The 17184-nt window shown below is 44.3% G+C and carries 15 protein-coding genes; 10 read left to right on the top strand and 5 right to left on the bottom strand.

Going from position 1 to position 17184, the window contains the following annotated elements:
- Positions 1-4: 4 nt before the first annotated feature.
- The 3 genes from ACFSX3_RS30550 to ACFSX3_RS30540 all read right to left on the bottom strand — a co-directional run bounded on the left by ACFSX3_RS30550 (position 5) and on the right by ACFSX3_RS30540 (position 3430).
- A complete protein-coding gene (locus tag ACFSX3_RS30550) occupies positions 5-688 on the bottom strand; it encodes a response regulator transcription factor (RefSeq protein WP_209994681.1) in 684 nt (227 codons plus the stop codon).
- A 110-nt stretch (positions 689-798) separates the two neighbouring features.
- The gene (locus tag ACFSX3_RS30545; RefSeq protein WP_209994682.1) at positions 799-2676 is read right to left on the bottom strand and encodes an ATP-binding protein; all 1878 of its coding nucleotides are present in this window, start codon (positions 2674-2676) and stop codon (positions 799-801) included.
- 40 nt (positions 2677-2716) lie between these two features.
- A complete protein-coding gene (locus ACFSX3_RS30540; RefSeq protein ID WP_209994683.1) occupies positions 2717-3430 on the bottom strand; it encodes a response regulator transcription factor in 714 nt (237 codons plus the stop codon).
- A 203-nt stretch (positions 3431-3633) separates the two neighbouring features.
- On the opposite strand from ACFSX3_RS30540, the gene ACFSX3_RS30535 reads away from it, so the two are divergent.
- From ACFSX3_RS30535 to ACFSX3_RS30525, 3 genes are all read left to right on the top strand, one after another.
- Positions 3634-4965 (top strand): ABC transporter substrate-binding protein, encoded by a 1332-nt coding sequence (locus tag ACFSX3_RS30535; RefSeq protein ID WP_209994684.1) that lies wholly within the window; start codon positions 3634-3636, stop codon positions 4963-4965.
- A 62-nt stretch (positions 4966-5027) separates the two neighbouring features.
- Entirely contained in the window at positions 5028-6413 is a 1386-nt protein-coding gene (locus ACFSX3_RS30530) for an ABC transporter substrate-binding protein (RefSeq protein ID WP_209994685.1), read from the top strand.
- Between the two features lie 165 nt (positions 6414-6578).
- Positions 6579-7349: an IS630 family transposase gene (locus tag ACFSX3_RS30525; protein ID WP_209994686.1), complete on the top strand. Its 771-nt coding sequence runs from the start codon at positions 6579-6581 to the stop codon at positions 7347-7349.
- Positions 7350-8287: 938 nt separating this feature from the next.
- On the opposite strand, the gene ACFSX3_RS30520 is transcribed toward ACFSX3_RS30525, so the two are convergent.
- Positions 8288-8965, bottom strand: a complete 678-nt coding sequence (locus ACFSX3_RS30520; protein ID WP_379313676.1) for a TetR/AcrR family transcriptional regulator — start codon at positions 8963-8965, stop codon at positions 8288-8290.
- A 55-nt stretch (positions 8966-9020) separates the two neighbouring features.
- Here ACFSX3_RS30520 and ACFSX3_RS30515 point away from each other — a divergent pair, with 55 nt between their 5' ends.
- The 4 genes from ACFSX3_RS30515 (at position 9021) to ACFSX3_RS30500 (ending at position 12612) form a co-directional block, all read left to right on the top strand.
- A complete protein-coding gene (locus tag ACFSX3_RS30515) occupies positions 9021-10022 on the top strand; it encodes an NADP-dependent oxidoreductase (protein WP_209994688.1) in 1002 nt (333 codons plus the stop codon).
- Positions 10023-10163: 141 nt separating this feature from the next.
- Positions 10164-10862 carry an SDR family oxidoreductase gene (locus ACFSX3_RS30510; protein WP_209994689.1) on the top strand — a complete coding sequence of 233 codons (699 nt, stop codon included), beginning with the start codon at positions 10164-10166 and terminating at the stop codon, positions 10860-10862.
- Between the two features lie 365 nt (positions 10863-11227).
- Entirely contained in the window at positions 11228-11899 is a 672-nt protein-coding gene (locus ACFSX3_RS30505) for a hypothetical protein (protein WP_379313673.1), read from the top strand.
- A gap of 23 nt (positions 11900-11922) precedes the next feature.
- Positions 11923-12612, top strand: a complete 690-nt coding sequence (locus ACFSX3_RS30500) for a hypothetical protein (RefSeq protein WP_209994691.1) — start codon at positions 11923-11925, stop codon at positions 12610-12612.
- Positions 12613-12678: 66 nt separating this feature from the next.
- Here ACFSX3_RS30500 and ACFSX3_RS30495 read toward each other — a convergent pair whose 3' ends face one another.
- Positions 12679-13560 carry an AraC family transcriptional regulator gene (locus ACFSX3_RS30495; protein ID WP_379313683.1) on the bottom strand — a complete coding sequence of 294 codons (882 nt, stop codon included), beginning with the start codon at positions 13558-13560 and terminating at the stop codon, positions 12679-12681.
- 148 nt (positions 13561-13708) lie between these two features.
- Between ACFSX3_RS30495 and ACFSX3_RS30490 the strand changes: the two genes are divergently transcribed.
- The 3 genes from ACFSX3_RS30490 to ltrA all read left to right on the top strand — a co-directional run.
- A complete protein-coding gene (locus tag ACFSX3_RS30490) occupies positions 13709-15367 on the top strand; it encodes a family 43 glycosylhydrolase (protein WP_209994693.1) in 1659 nt (552 codons plus the stop codon).
- A 114-nt stretch (positions 15368-15481) separates the two neighbouring features.
- On the top strand, positions 15482-15679 hold the full coding sequence (locus ACFSX3_RS30485) for a hypothetical protein (RefSeq protein WP_209994694.1): 198 nt from the start codon (positions 15482-15484) through the stop codon (positions 15677-15679).
- 677 nt (positions 15680-16356) lie between these two features.
- The coding region (ltrA, locus tag ACFSX3_RS30480; protein ID WP_379313671.1) for a group II intron reverse transcriptase/maturase at positions 16357-17184 on the top strand (828 nt) is incomplete at its 3' end.

The following is a 17184-nucleotide window of genomic DNA, read 5'->3' as shown; positions in this document are numbered from 1 at the left end:
CCTCCTATAAAGTCACTGCCATATAACCCATTCCTTTCTTTGTCACAATAGCGTCTGAAAGCCCTAGCGGTTCTAACTTCTGCCGCAAGCGGGTGATATTGGCTGTAAGGGTATTATCATTTACGAACTGCTCATCTTCCCATAGCTTACGAATCAGGTCATGACGTGAAATGACAGAGTTGTTGAACTTCACCAGCGCAATCAGTAAGAAAAATTCGTTTTTGGTCAAATCAGCTTCCTCGGCTGATTTTCGGATAACACCCCGCTTTAAATCAATCAAGGCACCGTTCCATTCGAGTGTATCTGCCTGGGTTTCACCATAAGCGTACGTCCGTCGAAGAATCGCTTGAATTTTGGCATACAGCACATCCGTATGAAAAGGTTTCTGGACAAAATCATCCGCACCCATATTAAGCGCCATAACCATATCTAACGGGTGATCGCGGGAAGATAAGAAAATGATGGGGATTTCGGATACAGAGCGAATTTCCCTGCACCAATGAAAACCGTCAAATTTAGGCAGCGTGATATCCATGATTACAAGATGAGGCTGCTGATCAAGAAACGAACGCATAACCTCATCAAAATCATCCGGTTTCGTAACCCGGAACGCCCAAGCTTCCAGTCCGGTTTGCAGCGCTTCGAATAATGCCGTATCATCTTCAACTATAAATATATTAAATTCCATAGAATGAACTTTTCTCCCTTTTGTTGTAATGTATTTAGTTCATAGTACTCTAAATGAATAAAATGGAGTTTGTGTTGCATTTAGGGTTGATATGGAGGCTTCATCTAGGTTTAATTCAACAACGGTGAACTTTGACCATTGGCTTTTCGTATATAATTTTTTTTAACAGGAATTTCGAAGCTCCAGTTTCCTGCGAGTGTAAGCTGCTGAGCAGTGTCATCCGAGAGAATCAACTCTTTTACGCTGACTTTCAACATGAACTTGTCTGGAGGTGTGGTTCCGTTAAAAGAATAATTGATGGTGCCGTTTTTGGCCAACGTTACACCTGGATCTGTGGCGATGCCGGGCACTGCCTGTATCGTTGAAGGGTCCAATTTAAAAGTCGGCTTGACTGATTGTTTCGCCCATTGTGACTGCGATATCTCGTTAAAATTTTTGATTGAGTATTGGAGTATTAGGTTCTGGCTGTCGTACATATAACGATGAATGAAAAGTGTATAGCCTTGGTCTGATTTACCGCCTATAGAAGTCATCATGTCATTTTCGCTTGCTGGCATCAGCGCTGGATCGCTATTTGCATCCAGCTTTACCATGAGCGGGGAGGTAAATGAATTCTTAACGCTGAATAGTACCACTGCACAAATTAGCAGCACGATCATCGATACTGCAGGTAGCCTGGATTGGAATAAGCTCCGTTTCCGGGGGGATATTCTTTGTTTCGGCGACAGGCCCCGCTTGGGAATCGCGGTCGGTACCCGTTCAATTTCATTATGAACTTCTTCCGGAACAGCCGCTTGCGCCTGATGGATGCCGGAATCCGGGAGTCGTGTCTCAAATATAGTTGCCTTCTTGCTACTGTGTACAGTGATACTCCCTCCGTGTACATCGATAATGCTTTTTGCGATGGCCAGTCCGAGACCTGTGCCCCCGGTCTGCTTCGACCTGGAGCGCTCCACCCGGTAAAAGCGGTCAAAAATAAAAGGCAAATCCCGTTCCGGAATGGGGTCTCCATAGTTTTGGATCCGCACGACCAGCACATCTCCATCCTTAGCAATATCGATATCTATATATCTGCCCGCCTTCCCGTATTGTATGGCATTGGCGATAATATTCTCGTACGCCCGTACAAGCAGCCCCCCGTCTGCTTGGATCTTGAATTCTCCTTCTTGCATGTTCAACCTGATTTCCATGCCTGCGTTCTCCGTAATCGGTACGAATTCCTCTTCTAGCTGACGGATCAGCCCGGCGATATCGAGCTCGCTCAGTTCCAGAGGCATGCCGTTGTTAATACGCGTATATTCGAACAGCTCGTCGATCAGGCGCCGAAGCGTCAAGGATTTCTCATACGCGATGTTGATGTAATAACGCATCTCCAGTTCATCCTGATACCGATCCTCCTCAATCACTTCGAGAAAACCGAGAATCGAGGTCAGTGGAGTGCGCAGGTCATGCGATACACCGGTAATTAAGTCATTTTTGGTCTTTTCTGCTTTGCGCTCCTCCGCTATCGAATGCTTCAACTGTGTACTCATCTGGTTGATGCTATGCGCGACTTCGCCCAGTTGGTTACCGGCAATATCCGGAATCTGATGGTCGAACTGCCCATTAGAAATTTCCTTCAAACCGCGCGTGATTTCCGACAGATATTGATCCCATTCGCTGCTGAGCTGATTCATGCTCTCCGCTACAAGGCTTAACTCATCCTTGCCCTTGACCGTTATTACACGCCCGATCCGACCTGCCGATAACTCCTGCAGTCCTGCGTTGATTTCGCGCAAATCCTGAACCAAACGGAGGCTGGCCAGGAAGAAAGTGACGGGAAAGAGAATGATACCAGTGATGATCATCACGCGAACGGATCCGGCATGCTCAATGCTCCAATTGATCGGGGCAGCCACGTATTCGATTTTTTGCAGTTCCCCGGCCATGAAATAACCAAAAGAAATAACTGCGCCTGTTAGGGCCAGGCTTCCAACCATGATCAGCATTAATCTCCAACGAATTGTATACAGCCACTGTAGTTGTATCCTACTCCCCCCTTGCTGTTAGAACGCCTTCGATTTTGTATCCAATCCCCCACACGGTTTTGATTATCCGCGGTTCGCGCGGATTAGCTTCTATCTTCTCACGAAGCTTTCGGATATGAACCATAACACTATTCTTCGACTCCATAAATGGCTCGTTCCAGACCTCCTCGTAGATGCGGTCCATGCTCAGCACCATCCCTCGATTGACTGCCAGCATGTGAAGGAGCGCGAATTCACGGGGAGTCAGCTTGATCTCCTGCTGATCGACCGTTACCGTATGGGATGCTTCATTAATAACGACGTTTTCGATACGTATATCGTTTGCGTTAGCCGCAGTGGAGTTAAATTGGTTCATCCTCCGAAGCTGTGACTTGATGCGTGCAATCAGCTCAAGCGGGTTGAACGGTTTGGTTACGTAGTCGTCGGCACCGATACTGAGGCCTGATATTTTATCGATATCTTGACTTTTAGCCGAGAGCATGATGATTGGAATAGGATTCGTTTCCCGTATTTTCATACAAGCCTGCAACCCGTCCATCTCGGGCATCATTAGATCCAGTACAATCAAATCGACTTGCTCCGACTGCAGAATCTCCAGTGCCTCCAGCCCATTCGACGCCTGCAGGAGCTTGTATCCTTCGTTATTGAAATAAATATTCATCAATTGGATAATTTCTGCTTCGTCATCCACCATCAAAATCGTGCTTTCCGCCATAGATCCTCCCTTAATTCTCTTATTTTTCTTAGATAAAGAGTAGAACAATAATTATAAGCGATATTTCAAATGCAATGAATAACGCTAGCCATATTTAAGGAAATGATAAGGATTTCGGTAGCAGGCTGATAAGCTTTCTCTTCTATACTTAGCTCAGTACAAACAGATAATCGTTTTAACAATAAAGGAGTGGAGGTATTATTTTGAAGAGAAATATTTTTAAAAAGTCAGTAATCGTTAGTTTGAGCTTTATGCTATTGGCTATTTCAGCAGGTTTTAGCCAAGACCCAAAAGCTTCTGCTAATTCAAACACCCAGGTTACCACGAAACAAACTCTAAAGGTGCTGTACGAAGACAAATATTATTTCGATGAGAACTTGTTCAAATTGCAATTTCCCGATACTCAGATTCAGGAAGTGAAATGGGATGGGAAATCAGACTTAAAGGCTTTTATCGCCAAGCAATCGCCCGATGTTGTCATGTTGAACACCCTTGAATATAAGCAGATGTCCAAGGAGAACCAGTTAGCGGAACTGGGAGAGTTAATCAAGCGCGACAACTATAACACTGCAACCCTGTATCCTGGATTGTTGGACGCACTCAAAGTGAATGGAAAGCTCTACGGGCTAAGTCCGCGCTTCAACACAGAATCCCTTTTTTACAATGTAGACTTATTCAAAAAATATAATGTCCCCTTACCGAAGGACGGAATGACTTGGGAAGAAATACTGAAACTATCTGCAAAATTCCCAACTAAAGGAAATAAGGACACCCGTATCTGGGGACTTCACTATCCGCTTGATAATTACACCTATTTGATAAATGATATAGCAACTTCTGAAGGGGTAACCCGATATAATCCTGATACACTTAAAGTAACTATGAATACAGCGGCTTGGAAAAGGGTATTCAGTTTGGCTATCACTGCGATAAAATCCAATACTATAGAAGGCTCAAATAAAAGTGGATACGATGTGGATTCTTTCCTTATGGGAAGAGCGGCTATGACAGTAAGTACGACTAGTATGAATACTTTAAAGGGGGTAACTGCAAATAAATCTGCTATAGCAAAGTACAAACCGTTTACCGCTAAAATTGCTGCGGGTCCTGCCGATCCTAAGAACCGGAATATGACACGAAACATTCATCTTGACTCAATCTTTGCGATTCCGGATAGTTCATCTAATAAAGATCTTGCTTGGGATTTCGTCAAATTCTATAACGGAGCGGATTTTGCTAAATTCAAATCCGAGATGCCTTCAGATTATTCCCTGTCACGAATGGATTATAGTAAAGAATACAAAGGACTTAGTATGGAGGCCTTCTATAAATTAAAACCAAACCTGGAATCACCACCATATGTTAATCCAATAGGAATTCCATTTAACAATGCACAGTATTCACTTATCCTGCAAAGTGAAATTAAACAGGTAATAAGCAACAAAAAGACACTAGACAAAGCGCTGGCCTCTATTCAAACACAGGTTCAAAAGAGCCTTGATGAGGCTGTGAAAAAGCAAAAAGCGAAGAAATAACCCAGGCCCCATTCTCAGATAGCTTCTATCTGAGAATGGGGCCTATTTGAAATAACAAATGAGTGGAGGTTTTATTTTTAAAGAAAAATATGATACAGAAGATCATGCTTACTAGTTTCAGTGTGATGTTGATCGGTACCTCAGCAGGTCTTGCCACAGATCAACTGGTTTCCGCAAATTCGAATAGCCAGGCAGATACGAAAGATACTTTAAAAGTATTGTACTGGAACGCTGATGATTTCAAGAGGACGTACGGGGACCAGTTCAGTAAGAACTACCCGGATACAGACATTGAAGTTTTTGCACCTACAGGTACAGGTTCGATTACAGATTACAATTCGGCGATCCAAAAGTATTCACCTGATCTTGTAATGCTGCCCCCATTTGATTACCAGCAACTGTCCAAAGATAAAAAGCTGGCAGATTTAGAGCCGTTAATTGAACGGGATCAGTATGACATGACAACAGTATATCCTGGCTTGCTTGCTGAATTGAAGGAACAAGGCGGCGGCAAACTATATGGGTTAAGCCTAAAGGTGGAGTCGTATGCTCTTCTGTATAATGCGGATTTATTTAAAAAGCACCATGTTAAAGCACCAAGTGACGGAATGACGTGGGAAGAAATATTGAAGCTTGCTGGAGAATTCCCTACTACAGGAGATAAGAACACCCGAATTTGGGGTCTAAGCTCCTTTGGGTCCAGCAATTTAGTAATGGATATTGCCAGAACAGAAGGATTAACGTATATTGATCCAAATACTCTTAAGGCTGCTGCGAATACAGCGGCGTGGAAAAATGCCTATTGCCTGTCTGTCGAGGCTACGAAGTCGGGGGTGCTTGACGAAAGAATTACTCTATCGGGCAAAAGTTACCTGGAAAGCAGCCCGTTCATTATGGGACGATCCGCTATGATAGTAGCCTCTATCAGTCAGCTGCAGTCCTTGCAAGCAGCAAAAAGCAATGTGAAGAACTATAAACCGTTTACACTTGGTATGGCTGCCGGCCCTGCGGATTCTAAGGACCGGAAGTCAACAGGATATGTGTTTGGTTCTGAGATTCTGGCTATTCCAGCAGGTGCATCGAATGTGGATGCCGCTTGGGAGTTCATTAAATATTTCAATGGGGATGACCACGCTAACGAATACTACAAACCTAACAACTCTAATAATAGTATAGGTGCGCCTCTGTCCCGCATGGTTAAAGAGTATTCTGGTTACAAGCTGGATGCATTCTATAAATTAAAACCTAACTTCAATTCATCTATTACAAGTTATGCGCTCATGAACAAGTCACCAGATTTGGAATTGGATTTTTGGTCAATTCTATCTGAAGAACTGACACAGGTAGTAAGCGGGAAGAAAACATTAGACAAAGCTACTGCTGCAATTCAAACACAAACACAAGCTGCTGCTGATAAAGTGGCAAAGGCTCAGAAGGTAAAAAAGTAAAACATCCCAACAGAGAAAAGTCACACATAAATATCGGTTAAGCTCCCTCGAAACGTTAGTTAAAAAATAACATCGGCAGTCTATATAGAACGCAATTAAGAAATCAACAAAGTCTCTTCAGTCTCCAAATCGGGTAATAGATTGTTAATATTATCCGAGGCGGCGATGCTGGAGCAACACGTACCCGCCGATATGGGTTTTGAAGCCCGTTATACCTGGACCCTGCCGCTGGTGGCGGAATGGATTAAGCGGGAATTTGACGTCACCCTAAGCGTGCGTGGAATTAGTGCGATGCTAAAACGGATGAATTTTAGCTTTACCAAGGCCACGTATACGCTTGCCCATGCCAATGAGGAGGCCCAGACGTTCTTCAGAAAGCACACGTTTGCTCAACTCAAGAAGCAGGTGGAGGCTGAACAGATCGACCATTTGCTGTTTGAAGACGAGTCCATGATTCGCTCGTATCAAGCTCTTCAGTACAACTGGTTTCCTCGCGGTAAACAACGCAAAGTCCCAACGTACGGCAAACATGAAGGGGCCAAGTTATGCGGTGCCATTCACTATGAAACCGGCCAGGTTCATCACCGGGAAGAAGAAAAAGCGGATACGACAGCCTTTATTCGATTTCTTGAAGATCTTCTCTCAGCCTATTCAAGTGGAAAAATTGCATTGATTTTGGATAACAGCCGGATTCATCACGCTACAGGGTTACAACCGTTTTTAAAGGAACACCCGCGTTTGCAACTGGTCTTTCTACCGCCTTACAGCCCAAACTTAAATCCGGTAGAAGGGCTATGGCTGTGGCTCAAAGCGGATGTGGTGAACAACATCTTTTTTGAAAAATTCTATAAGATTAGGCTTCATGTGAGTCAATTCATGAATCGGATTAACAACCAACCGATGGAGACGATAGATCGTCTCCTCGTGAGGTTATAAACTTAATTGCGGTTTATATAGCTAGAAAAAAATTGTAATGATCCCGAAAAACAAAGGGAACTTCCTTTTCATTATTTCCACCTTTCTTCCAATTAATATTTAAGGGAAGCAATATTTACATAAATAATATAAATTATTATTTAGCAATATGAATAACATAATTTTCTTTATTTAGGTGAGCATATAAGCGACGGAACAGGGGAAGTAGTAAAAAATATATTTCAAGAATAATTGGTGTGAGCTTATTATCAGAAAATAATGTATAATCATTTTTAAACTCTAATGGGCAACTTAACTGGGTAAATGTTAGAATAGAGCGAGAAGTTGGTTTAAGGAGAAGGATGGAAGCGGAATTACTACTTATCATTATCGTTATAATTGGTTTAACGAGCTTGAGTAGAAATCAAACTAATCTCTTAAGGAAAACCGAGGAGATCGAAGCGATCCTTCGTGAGATAAGAGATAAAAAATAAATAATGTTCTCATACTAATGTAAAACGACATTTTAACTAGAAGAATAAGGAAGCTGATTAAATCATTGTCCCATCGGACTCCTTTCACACAGAGGTTCTTTTTATGGACTCATAGAGCGCCTCTTTAAGGATTGCTAAAAAAATTTGGGGGAGAGTCTCCCCAGATTACGGATCATCTATATTAACATGCAATCCTTTAGACTGGAAGTTTCTTCACTGATACTCCTAGTTCTGGGCAGCTTCCTTAGCCTTCGCCAGTTGCACGAGGAAAGGCTACCTCTCTTCGCTCTTGCAAGGCCTTTTGGTAACTGGGAGATTGTGCATTCAATGATGTTCAAGATGGTATTAAGTTAGAATCTTCAATTTAACAAATATGGTTCCTCACAAGTGTGATGGATTTCTCACAAGGAGCAGTTACCTCAGGTAACTGCTCCTTGTTGTATATTCAGCCGCACCCGCCAGGCTTCAAACCCCCTGTTTGATTAAACTCCAGATGCGTTCAAACCGTTCTTGGTAGTCTGGTGAATTCCAGGATTCTTTAAAAGAGGGGAGACTAAACACTGCAAACGCAGATAGAATGGCCTCTGCCCGTTCAAATTGAGGATCGTGATATTCCATGAAACCATCAATGATTTGATAAGAATCCCAAAGCACATCACGTAATACCAAAGGATTACTGTCCACATATTGTGTATTCAAGGCGAACATTTGGGGATTCTCATTATAAGCACGCTTTTTGGCATTCACAAATGCCCATAGCCAATCGTGGAGCATTTCCTGCGGGGAGGCGGTATTAGTCATGTTTATACGGATTTGCTCTGAGATCATCCGGTTGAACCAGCCCTTAGCTACAGCCGCCCAGAGTTCTTGTTTGTTTTTGAAATGTTTATAGAGTGCAGCGTGGGTGATGTTCAATTCATCCGCTATTTGAGAGAGTGTCACCTCAGACTTTTCCGTACGCTCAATTAATGTCTCGGCAGTTTCAATAATAAGCTCCTGTGTGATTTTAGCCATTTGTTGTGGCAGGTGAGTGCTGCCAACCCTTCTTTCGTTAATTAGTGATATCTGCTTATAGTTTAGCACAAAAAAATAAAGTGACAAATGTTGACTTTTGTAACTATTGGTCTTATGCTTGGTGTGCAAGTTACAAATCATCACAAATGTTACTTGAGATCTTGCGGAGAGGAGGATATTAATTATGAAGGCGGCACAGATCACCAAATATTCCAAATCGTTTCAAGTTGAAGTGCGCGATATTCCAGTCCCGGAAATAAGTGATTACGAAGTTTTGGTTAAAGTAAAGGCGGCGGCGGTTAATCACTTGGAGCTGCTCATCGCTACCGGAAGCGTGAAGTTAATCCAGGACTATGAGTTCCCCTTGACCCTTGGTAACGAACTCACAGGTGTTGTTGAGAAGATGGGTAAGAAAGTCGCTGGCTTCAAGGTGGGTGATGCCATTTATTCCCGCCTGCCGCTGCGAAAGATTGGTGCATTTGCCGAATATGCGGCGATTCATGTAGAGGCTATTGCTCACTTGCCGGGTAATCTGGATTTCTTAACCGGTGCGGCTGCGCCTTTAACAGGATTGACAGCCTATCAAAGCCTGCATGAAGAGTTAGCTGCCAAAGCTGGCGAAAGTGTGTTCATTCCAGGAGGCTCTGGTTCATTTGGGCAAATGGCGGTTCCTATCGCTAAAAGCATGGGGCTGAAGGTCATCGTCAGCGGAAGTCCACAGGCGCGTGAACGTACAATGGCCGCGGGAGCTGATCAATACATTGATTACAAGGCGGAGAACTACTGGGAACGGCTTCATGATCTTGATTATGTGATTGATACCTTGGGACCTGGTGAATTTGACCGTGAACTCTCTATTATTAAACCAGGCGGCCATCTTCTTTCTCTTCGGACCGGACCAAACAAACGGTTCGCCAAAACTATGGGCTTGGCAGGTTGGAAGCAAAAACTATTCAGTATTGCTGGGGCTAAGTATGATCACAAAGCCAAGAAGAAGAAGATTGAATATCATTTCGTGTTTGTACGCAGTGATGGAGAACAATTACGGCAAATCACAAAAATTATTGAAGAGAACCAAATTATACCTGCGGTAGACGCCCGGGAGTTCCACATTGAAGATATTAATGAAGCTCTAAATCTGGTTGCTACAGGTCACCCCCAAGGGAAAGTGGTAATCCGATTTTAAATATTTATATAATTATTTACCGATCGTTCTCAATATGTTATATTGAATTTATAAGACATCATTGCATGATGAGATTAGGTTATTATATCATTTCCTGTGCATTTTCTAGAACGATCATTCTTAAAAAGAGGAGCGAAACCCATGAACATTTCTGAACAAGTCGCATTTGTTACTGGAGCAAACCGGGGGCTTGGCCGCCAGCTTACGCTTGAACTTCTAGCTAGAGGGGCTAAGGTCTACGCGGGAGCAAGAAATCCGGAGACCGTGAATATTCCAGGGGTTATCCCTGTAAAGCTTGATGTTACCAACCCTCAAGAGGTAGCGGCAGCAGCCAGCCTGGCTAAGGATGTTACAATTCTGATCAACAATGCAGGATCATCTACAGGCGCTTCTTTGCTGGAAGGGGATATGGAGCAAATCCAGCTGGAGTTGGATACGCATTTCTTCGGTACGTTATCCATGGTTCGCGCTTTTGCACCGGTCATCGAGAACAACGGGGGAGGATCGGTTCTGAATATTCTTTCCGCCTTATCCTGGTTCAGTGGCGGAGCTGCGGGTGCCTACACAGCTGCGAAGGCTGCAGCATGGGCGTTGACGAACGATCTTCGTTTGAATTTGTATCCCCGTCATATTAGAGTAGCAGGCTTACATGTGGGTTATATGGAGACAGACATGACGGCCGGCCTGGATGCTCCCAAATCAAACCCTTCAGATATTGCGAAAATAGCTATTGACGGCATAGCAGCCGGCAGTTTCGAAATTCTCGCCGACGATACCAGCCGGATGATCCAAGCCGGACTTGCAGGCGGCGTTTCCGCCCTCTACCCGCATCTGTCCTAATCACGATATTACGCAGAAGCAGCGGTGCAGAAAGAGCGCGCTTCCGTATTTACCTGGAACACCTCTTGGAGGGATTCATGACGGAGAAGGCCTTGGCTGAAGGAAAAGCATACAAGAATCCCGATGATGACCAATATGGCCAACCATCGGGATTTTTTCTGAATAAGTAGCTTGCGGATGGGCTAAGAAGGTTAACGGAGGTAATTATGGGGCCTGAAGGCTAGTTAGCTGCTGCAATGTCAAAGTTGAAAAATTCATCTATATTATTGGATTAATTAACAAATTATAGTTGATGATGAGTGGGGTGTAATGTAATATATATACATATATAGATAAAATAAATTGATAGAGAGGTGTTTTAGTTAATGAGGATTAGAAGGAAGGCGCTAGCGATTCTATTAATAGCTTTGTCTACATCTACAGTTCCCATTTTTTCTTTCACAGCAAGTGCGCATGAAATATATTATACAGGTTCGTCTACTAACGCGACGGCTATCCCGATTAAATGGAATAATTTCAGCAATGGTAAAGCATATTTAAAAATTAATGGAGATAACTTAAGTTCCGAGTATAGTAGTGCATATTCCACTGCTTCGTTCTTATGGTCCACGTACTCACAAAAGGTAACGACAAGTCAAGTTAGCTTTGGGGCATCAACTCTCGATATAGCTTCTACTACTAAAGCTTATTGGGATCAACGTTTCGGCATTGTCGGCACAGGAATACTTGGGATAACTGACTCTAAGTCGACAGATGGATACATTATAAACTCTTCGAATGTACAAAACTCATCTAAAAAGGTTAGTTATTCACAGATTTTTATGACACCCTATACCTCCATGTATAATAGTTCCAATTTAAATAATCATAAAATTGCTACAATTACACACGAAATAGGTCATGCATTAGGATTGGGCCATCCTAACGAATATTATTATCCAACAAATGTTGAGTCAATTATGCGAACTGGTGGGGATTATGAAGGTTATTACGTTCCCAGAACACATGATATCAATGATCTCACTAATAAATATTAAAGAATATTACAAGGAGGATTGAGATGAATATAAAAAGGATAATAACAGCTGCCATTGCATCAATTATGGTATTCGGATTCCTAACGGGTTGTTCCAAAATTTCTTCTGAATCAGATGAATTAGCAGCAGCAAGTCTGTCGCCAGAGCAAATTATGGAGCTTCGTAAAGAATATCCTTTATCCACCGGCTCTCCCGAAAATGTTGATTTGCGGGATTTAACATTCAAGGAGGTATTGGATCATACGGACACGGTCATAGTTGCTGAAGTCATTCAGCAAATGCCGGATTTTAGCGTGGATCTAGTAACTGAACCTGGAACTCCAGAGGGTAATTTAGCGGAGAAATTGAAGGATTCCGGTCTGGAGCCTTACAAGCCTATGTTTACCTCTTTTCAAGTTAATGTAGATCAAGTAGTTACTGGTGAAGAGGTTGAAGGGACCATTAACCTGATTTATAACTCTGAGTTCAAGGGGATTGAACCAGAACTTAAGCCGGGAATGAAGATCGTCGCTGCAATCAAAAAAGGGGTAGGGGAAGAGCAAGAAGGAAGCTACTCTTTCACCCGTTATGGGACATATTATGTAGTTGATGGTGATTATGTTCTATCTGCATTCGAGGGACAAACCGAAGAAATGAGAGCCTTCTCCAGGGATACCAACGGTTACAAGCTGGATCATCTCATTGCTGAGATTAAAGCGCTGAAGGAGAATTAAATAACGATAACTTATCGGCATAACAACATAACACCCCTCCGCCCCATAAAGGCAGATGGGTGTTTGCTATACACCATTATTTTTACGATAGTCGGAGGGGTTAATGCCCGTCCATCTTTTGAATTGTCTGCTGAAGTGAGAGAGATTCTTGTAGCCTAAACGGTTTGAAATCTCATTTAAAGATATCCTGGGCTGCTGGAGTAATATTTTGGCTTCCTGCAGCTTTAAGTCAGATAGATAGGTGCGGGGCGACATCTTATATATTTTTTGAAATACCTCTAATCCATAGTTGGGGCTTATTCCGAGCGAAGCAATGATGGGCTGGATGTGAAGGGTGTAATCTGAATTTCCTTGGGTGCAATTTTTCTTAAAAGCCCGCTTGATGGCTTCAGCAATTTCTTTGGCGTATTTCGCAGTGGTCATGGATTGGTTGGTACGTATCTCCGTCTGGACCGGCTGGATATCTACTAGCACCTCTAATAACTCAAACAAGACGATTTGTGCTTTTAGCTTCGCTTTGGTGAATGACAACTCAGGCTCATGCAGAATATCGATCCATGTTTGAAGGCATTTTTTCAGCTGGCTATGATACAAATGGGAGGGCGTATAGACCCAGTCACAGTTTTTCATGATTCGCATCCGCAAGGAGGGCTCGTCTATATCGAAATGAGCGCAGAAATAGGTCATCGATGTGGCGGAAATACACTTATTCGTATGCTCGAACCCAGGCGGAATCAGTAGAATATCATCACTGTTCACAATGAATTGTTCATGATCCATCCTTGTCTCTTGAGCCCCATCCAGCACAATTAGTATCTCAAAGGCGTGGTGGGATTCTGTAGTCATACTCCAATCGGCAGGAACGGTCTGTGTATGTGCGCCAAAAAAACGTATATTCCAATCAATGCGCGGCAGCAGCGTCTGTGCACCTGTGAGATGGCTATTCATATGTTCCAATTTGCAGCACCTGCCTTTGATTTGGGTAAATCTAGCCGTAATCATCCCATCGCATAAGTACGTTACTAGTTATTATAATATACATAGACAACAGGAAAAGGGTAAATAATATGGCTAAACAGCGAAGGGAAGCAAATAAATGACGAAGATTAATAATCCTATAATCCCTGGAATGGCACCAGATCCCTCTATTATTAGAGTTGATGATGTGTATTATATTGCGACATCCACGTTTCATTGGAATCCCGGCATTCAAATTTTCAAGTCAACCGATTTAGCGAATTGGGAGCTGACGGCCTTTGCCCTGAATAAAGGTGAAGTGAATCTAAGAGGCACAAATACTCCAGCCGGGATCTGGGCACCGCATCTATCCTATGATTCTAGGACGAACCGCTACTGGTTAGCTTATTCGCATATGTTAAACATGGCAGGCCGTGAATTTAATTCGGATTCCTATGCCATGTGGGCAGAAGATATCCATGGACCTTGGTCGGACCCCATCTATCTGACATCCATAGGTTTCGATCCGGCGCTCTTCCACGATGAAGATGGCAAACACTATGTGTCCATTCTTGAATGGGAGACCCGTGAAGGGTATCAGGCGCCTGGACATATTGTAATCGCTGAATTTGATTTGAATGAGGGGAAGTTGGTTGGACAATGGCACCGGGTGACGCAAGGCTTCACCAGCCGCGGCTGTGCTGAAGCACCGCAGATCTATAAATATAGAGAGATGTACTATCTTTTATTAGCAGCTGGCGGAACGGGTTATGCTCATGGTGTTGAGCTGGGGCGTGCAGAGAATATTTTTGGTCCCTATGAACCGCATCCGTCGGGAGAGCCCATTATCACCTCCTCGCCGCGCCATCTATTCTCACTTGGTAATCCGGATGCCGGGCATTTTGAGATGTATAATCCAAGCTCAATCATGCAAAAAGCAGGTCACGGCTCATTAGTTCAAACACAAACAGGCGAATGGTACATTGCCCATCTAATGTCACGGCCTGTGGAAGGAACGCTTTTAAACCCATTAGGCCGTGAAACCTCGATTCAGAAAATGCATTGGACAGAGGATGGCTGGCTGGAGATGAAGGATGGATCGAATGTAGCAAAAATGGAAGTTGAAGGGTTAATAGGTGTTGAACTAAAGGTGGACAGACTCTCTCATGACGTATTTGATGATTTTAATCAGGGGCACTATGATATTCATTTTCTGACTCCATACCGGGACCAGCAAGCTGCATGGGTGAATACGGTTGAACGTCCGGGTTACTTGCGCATTCATGGTGAGAATTCTTTTTTCTCGCAGATCCATCCGGCGATTATGGCCACACGCGCAACCTCCCTTCATTATGAAGTGCAAACCAAGGTGGAGTTTCATCCCGATCATTACTCGGAAACGGCGGGCATGGGGCTATACTATGATTCGAATAATTGGCTGTACGTTCACTTGACTCACTCCGAATCAGAGGGCACCGTTCTATATGTACTGCAGGCTAAGCTGGGGGAACGTACCGAATTGGTCCACAATTACATTCCAGTCCCTGAAGACACAGCGGAGCTCAAGCTTATCTATTATTCAGGCATCGCGAGTATCCTGTACCGCTTCGGGGATAACGGGGATTGGCAAGCTTTTGTAGAGAATATCGATGTTCTCTATTTGTCGGATGAAGGTGTGAACGGGGAGCCGGGGGAGATTGGCGGATTTACAGGCTTGTTCAATTTCATTGGTTCCGTTGATGCTCACCAGCATGACTCCTTCGCTGATTTTGACTACTATGAAGTGAAGAATTACTAGCCAAGGATGCCATACGTTCTTCGCCTGGTGGTGCCCGGAGCCGGGGTGAACTGGTGAAAACGCCGGAGATGGTGTACCTTAGATAGTATTAGTCTTTAGGAGTGGTGAATGGTTGTGAAGAAAAGTAGACAAACCCCCGTGCTGGTCGCGGCCTCAATCCTGCTCATCATCATCAGCAGTCTGATCCCCTCGGATCAGTCGACTTGGCTGGGGGCGTTACAGACCCTTATGCTGGGAGCCGGATTGCTCGGCTGCTGTATGGCTTTTTGGCGGTTTGCCAAGGGCGGCAAGGGTGGTAAGGGCAAGGACTGAGTTGGATGTACTGAACGGTCGGTGGTGACAGGATCAGTGTATGGGACGGTTGAGCTATGTAAGGTGAGCTAAGCACTGCATGGATGCTGGTGCTGAGAGTCAAGGACTAAGTCGCGGCGGATGCTGTGGCTTTTTTTGATAGGCGTGCCCAGAGGCACGCATTATCTAGTTGGTGAAAGTCCAACCAAAGGAGGGACCAAGCCACCTTTGTAGCTAGGATGCTTGCACATGGCGAAATCTGTGTGTAAAAGCGCATCGACAAAAGTACCGGTCAGAGACCGGGCGAGCAACAACCCAGGCCGTAACATCAAGTGAATCCTGCCGCGTCGTCAAAAAGGCCCTGCGAAGGGGAAGAGAGGAAGCCGAGTCCCGCTTTCATGGACGAAGGCCAAGGAAGCTGTACAGAACTTGGAACAACAGTGAAGAATCCTCCGGGGTATAGGGATCGGCATGGGTTGAAAGATAATGCAGTGAACTGGGGAGACCCTCCCCCACACGGAAGAATTTTTTTTTTTAGGAACCCGTAAAGAGACGCTCTATAAGTCCAGAAGACGAAGTGAACCGTCTGTGGGAAGGGAGTCCGAGGGGCTTATAGTACCGAAGAACCTAAGGACAACATAACCTTAGGGAGGGAAGGAGCCCTACTTTGTTTACGCTTTTGGAGGAGGTACGAGTGAGTGAATGCCAAACGGCTAACGACACCCAAGGAAAAAGTTCAAGAACTCCAAGAAAAGCTAGGTCATGCGGCCAAGGAGAACAACAAGCGTAAATTCCATGCGCTGTACGACAAAGTCTACCGGTGGGATGTGCTATGCGAAGCCTGGAAACGGGTGAAAGCGAATAAGGGAGCTGCGGGAGTGGACGCCGTAACGCTCGTTGAAATCGAGAAACAAGGAGTCACGAGATTTCTCAAAAGCTGTGAGCGAGAACTGAAAGAAGGCAGCTACCATCCGCAGCCCGTACGGCGGCACTATATCCCGAAGAAAGACGGGAAGCCAAGACCACTAGGCATCCCTACGGTACGAGACCGAGTCCTACAGATGGCAACCAAACTGGTGATTGAACCCATCTTTGAAGCCGATTTTAAAGAAGTCTCCTTCGGATTTCGCCCGAAGCGAGGTGCAAAAGGAGCACTGGAACGAATCCGGAAAGCCTGCAACCGCAAAGGAAATTGGGTAGTCGACGTCGATATCCAAGGTTACTTCGACAATATAAATCAAGAGAAACTCATGAAATTGGTACAGATGCGTATCAATGACAGACGGATTTTGAAGCTTATACGGAAGTGGCTTCATGCGGGAGTGATGGAAGAAGGAAAGGTACGGCGCTCCGATCTAGGGACACCCCAAGGTGGTGTCATCTCGCCACTGCTGGCGAATATCTATTTGAACTACTTTGACCGGTTATGGGAGAAACACGGAAGTGGGCTGGGAGAACTGACGAGGTATGCAGACGACTTCGTTGTGGTCTGTAAAACCAAAAAGGATGCAGAACATGCGTATGAA

This window comes from Paenibacillus rhizoplanae (assembly GCF_042684125.1).
GTDB classification, from domain to species: Bacteria; Bacillota; Bacilli; order Paenibacillales; family Paenibacillaceae; genus Paenibacillus_AQ; species Paenibacillus_AQ rhizoplanae.
Note: the sequence above shows the minus strand (reverse complement) of the source record. Positions and strands in the feature narration are given on the sequence as shown.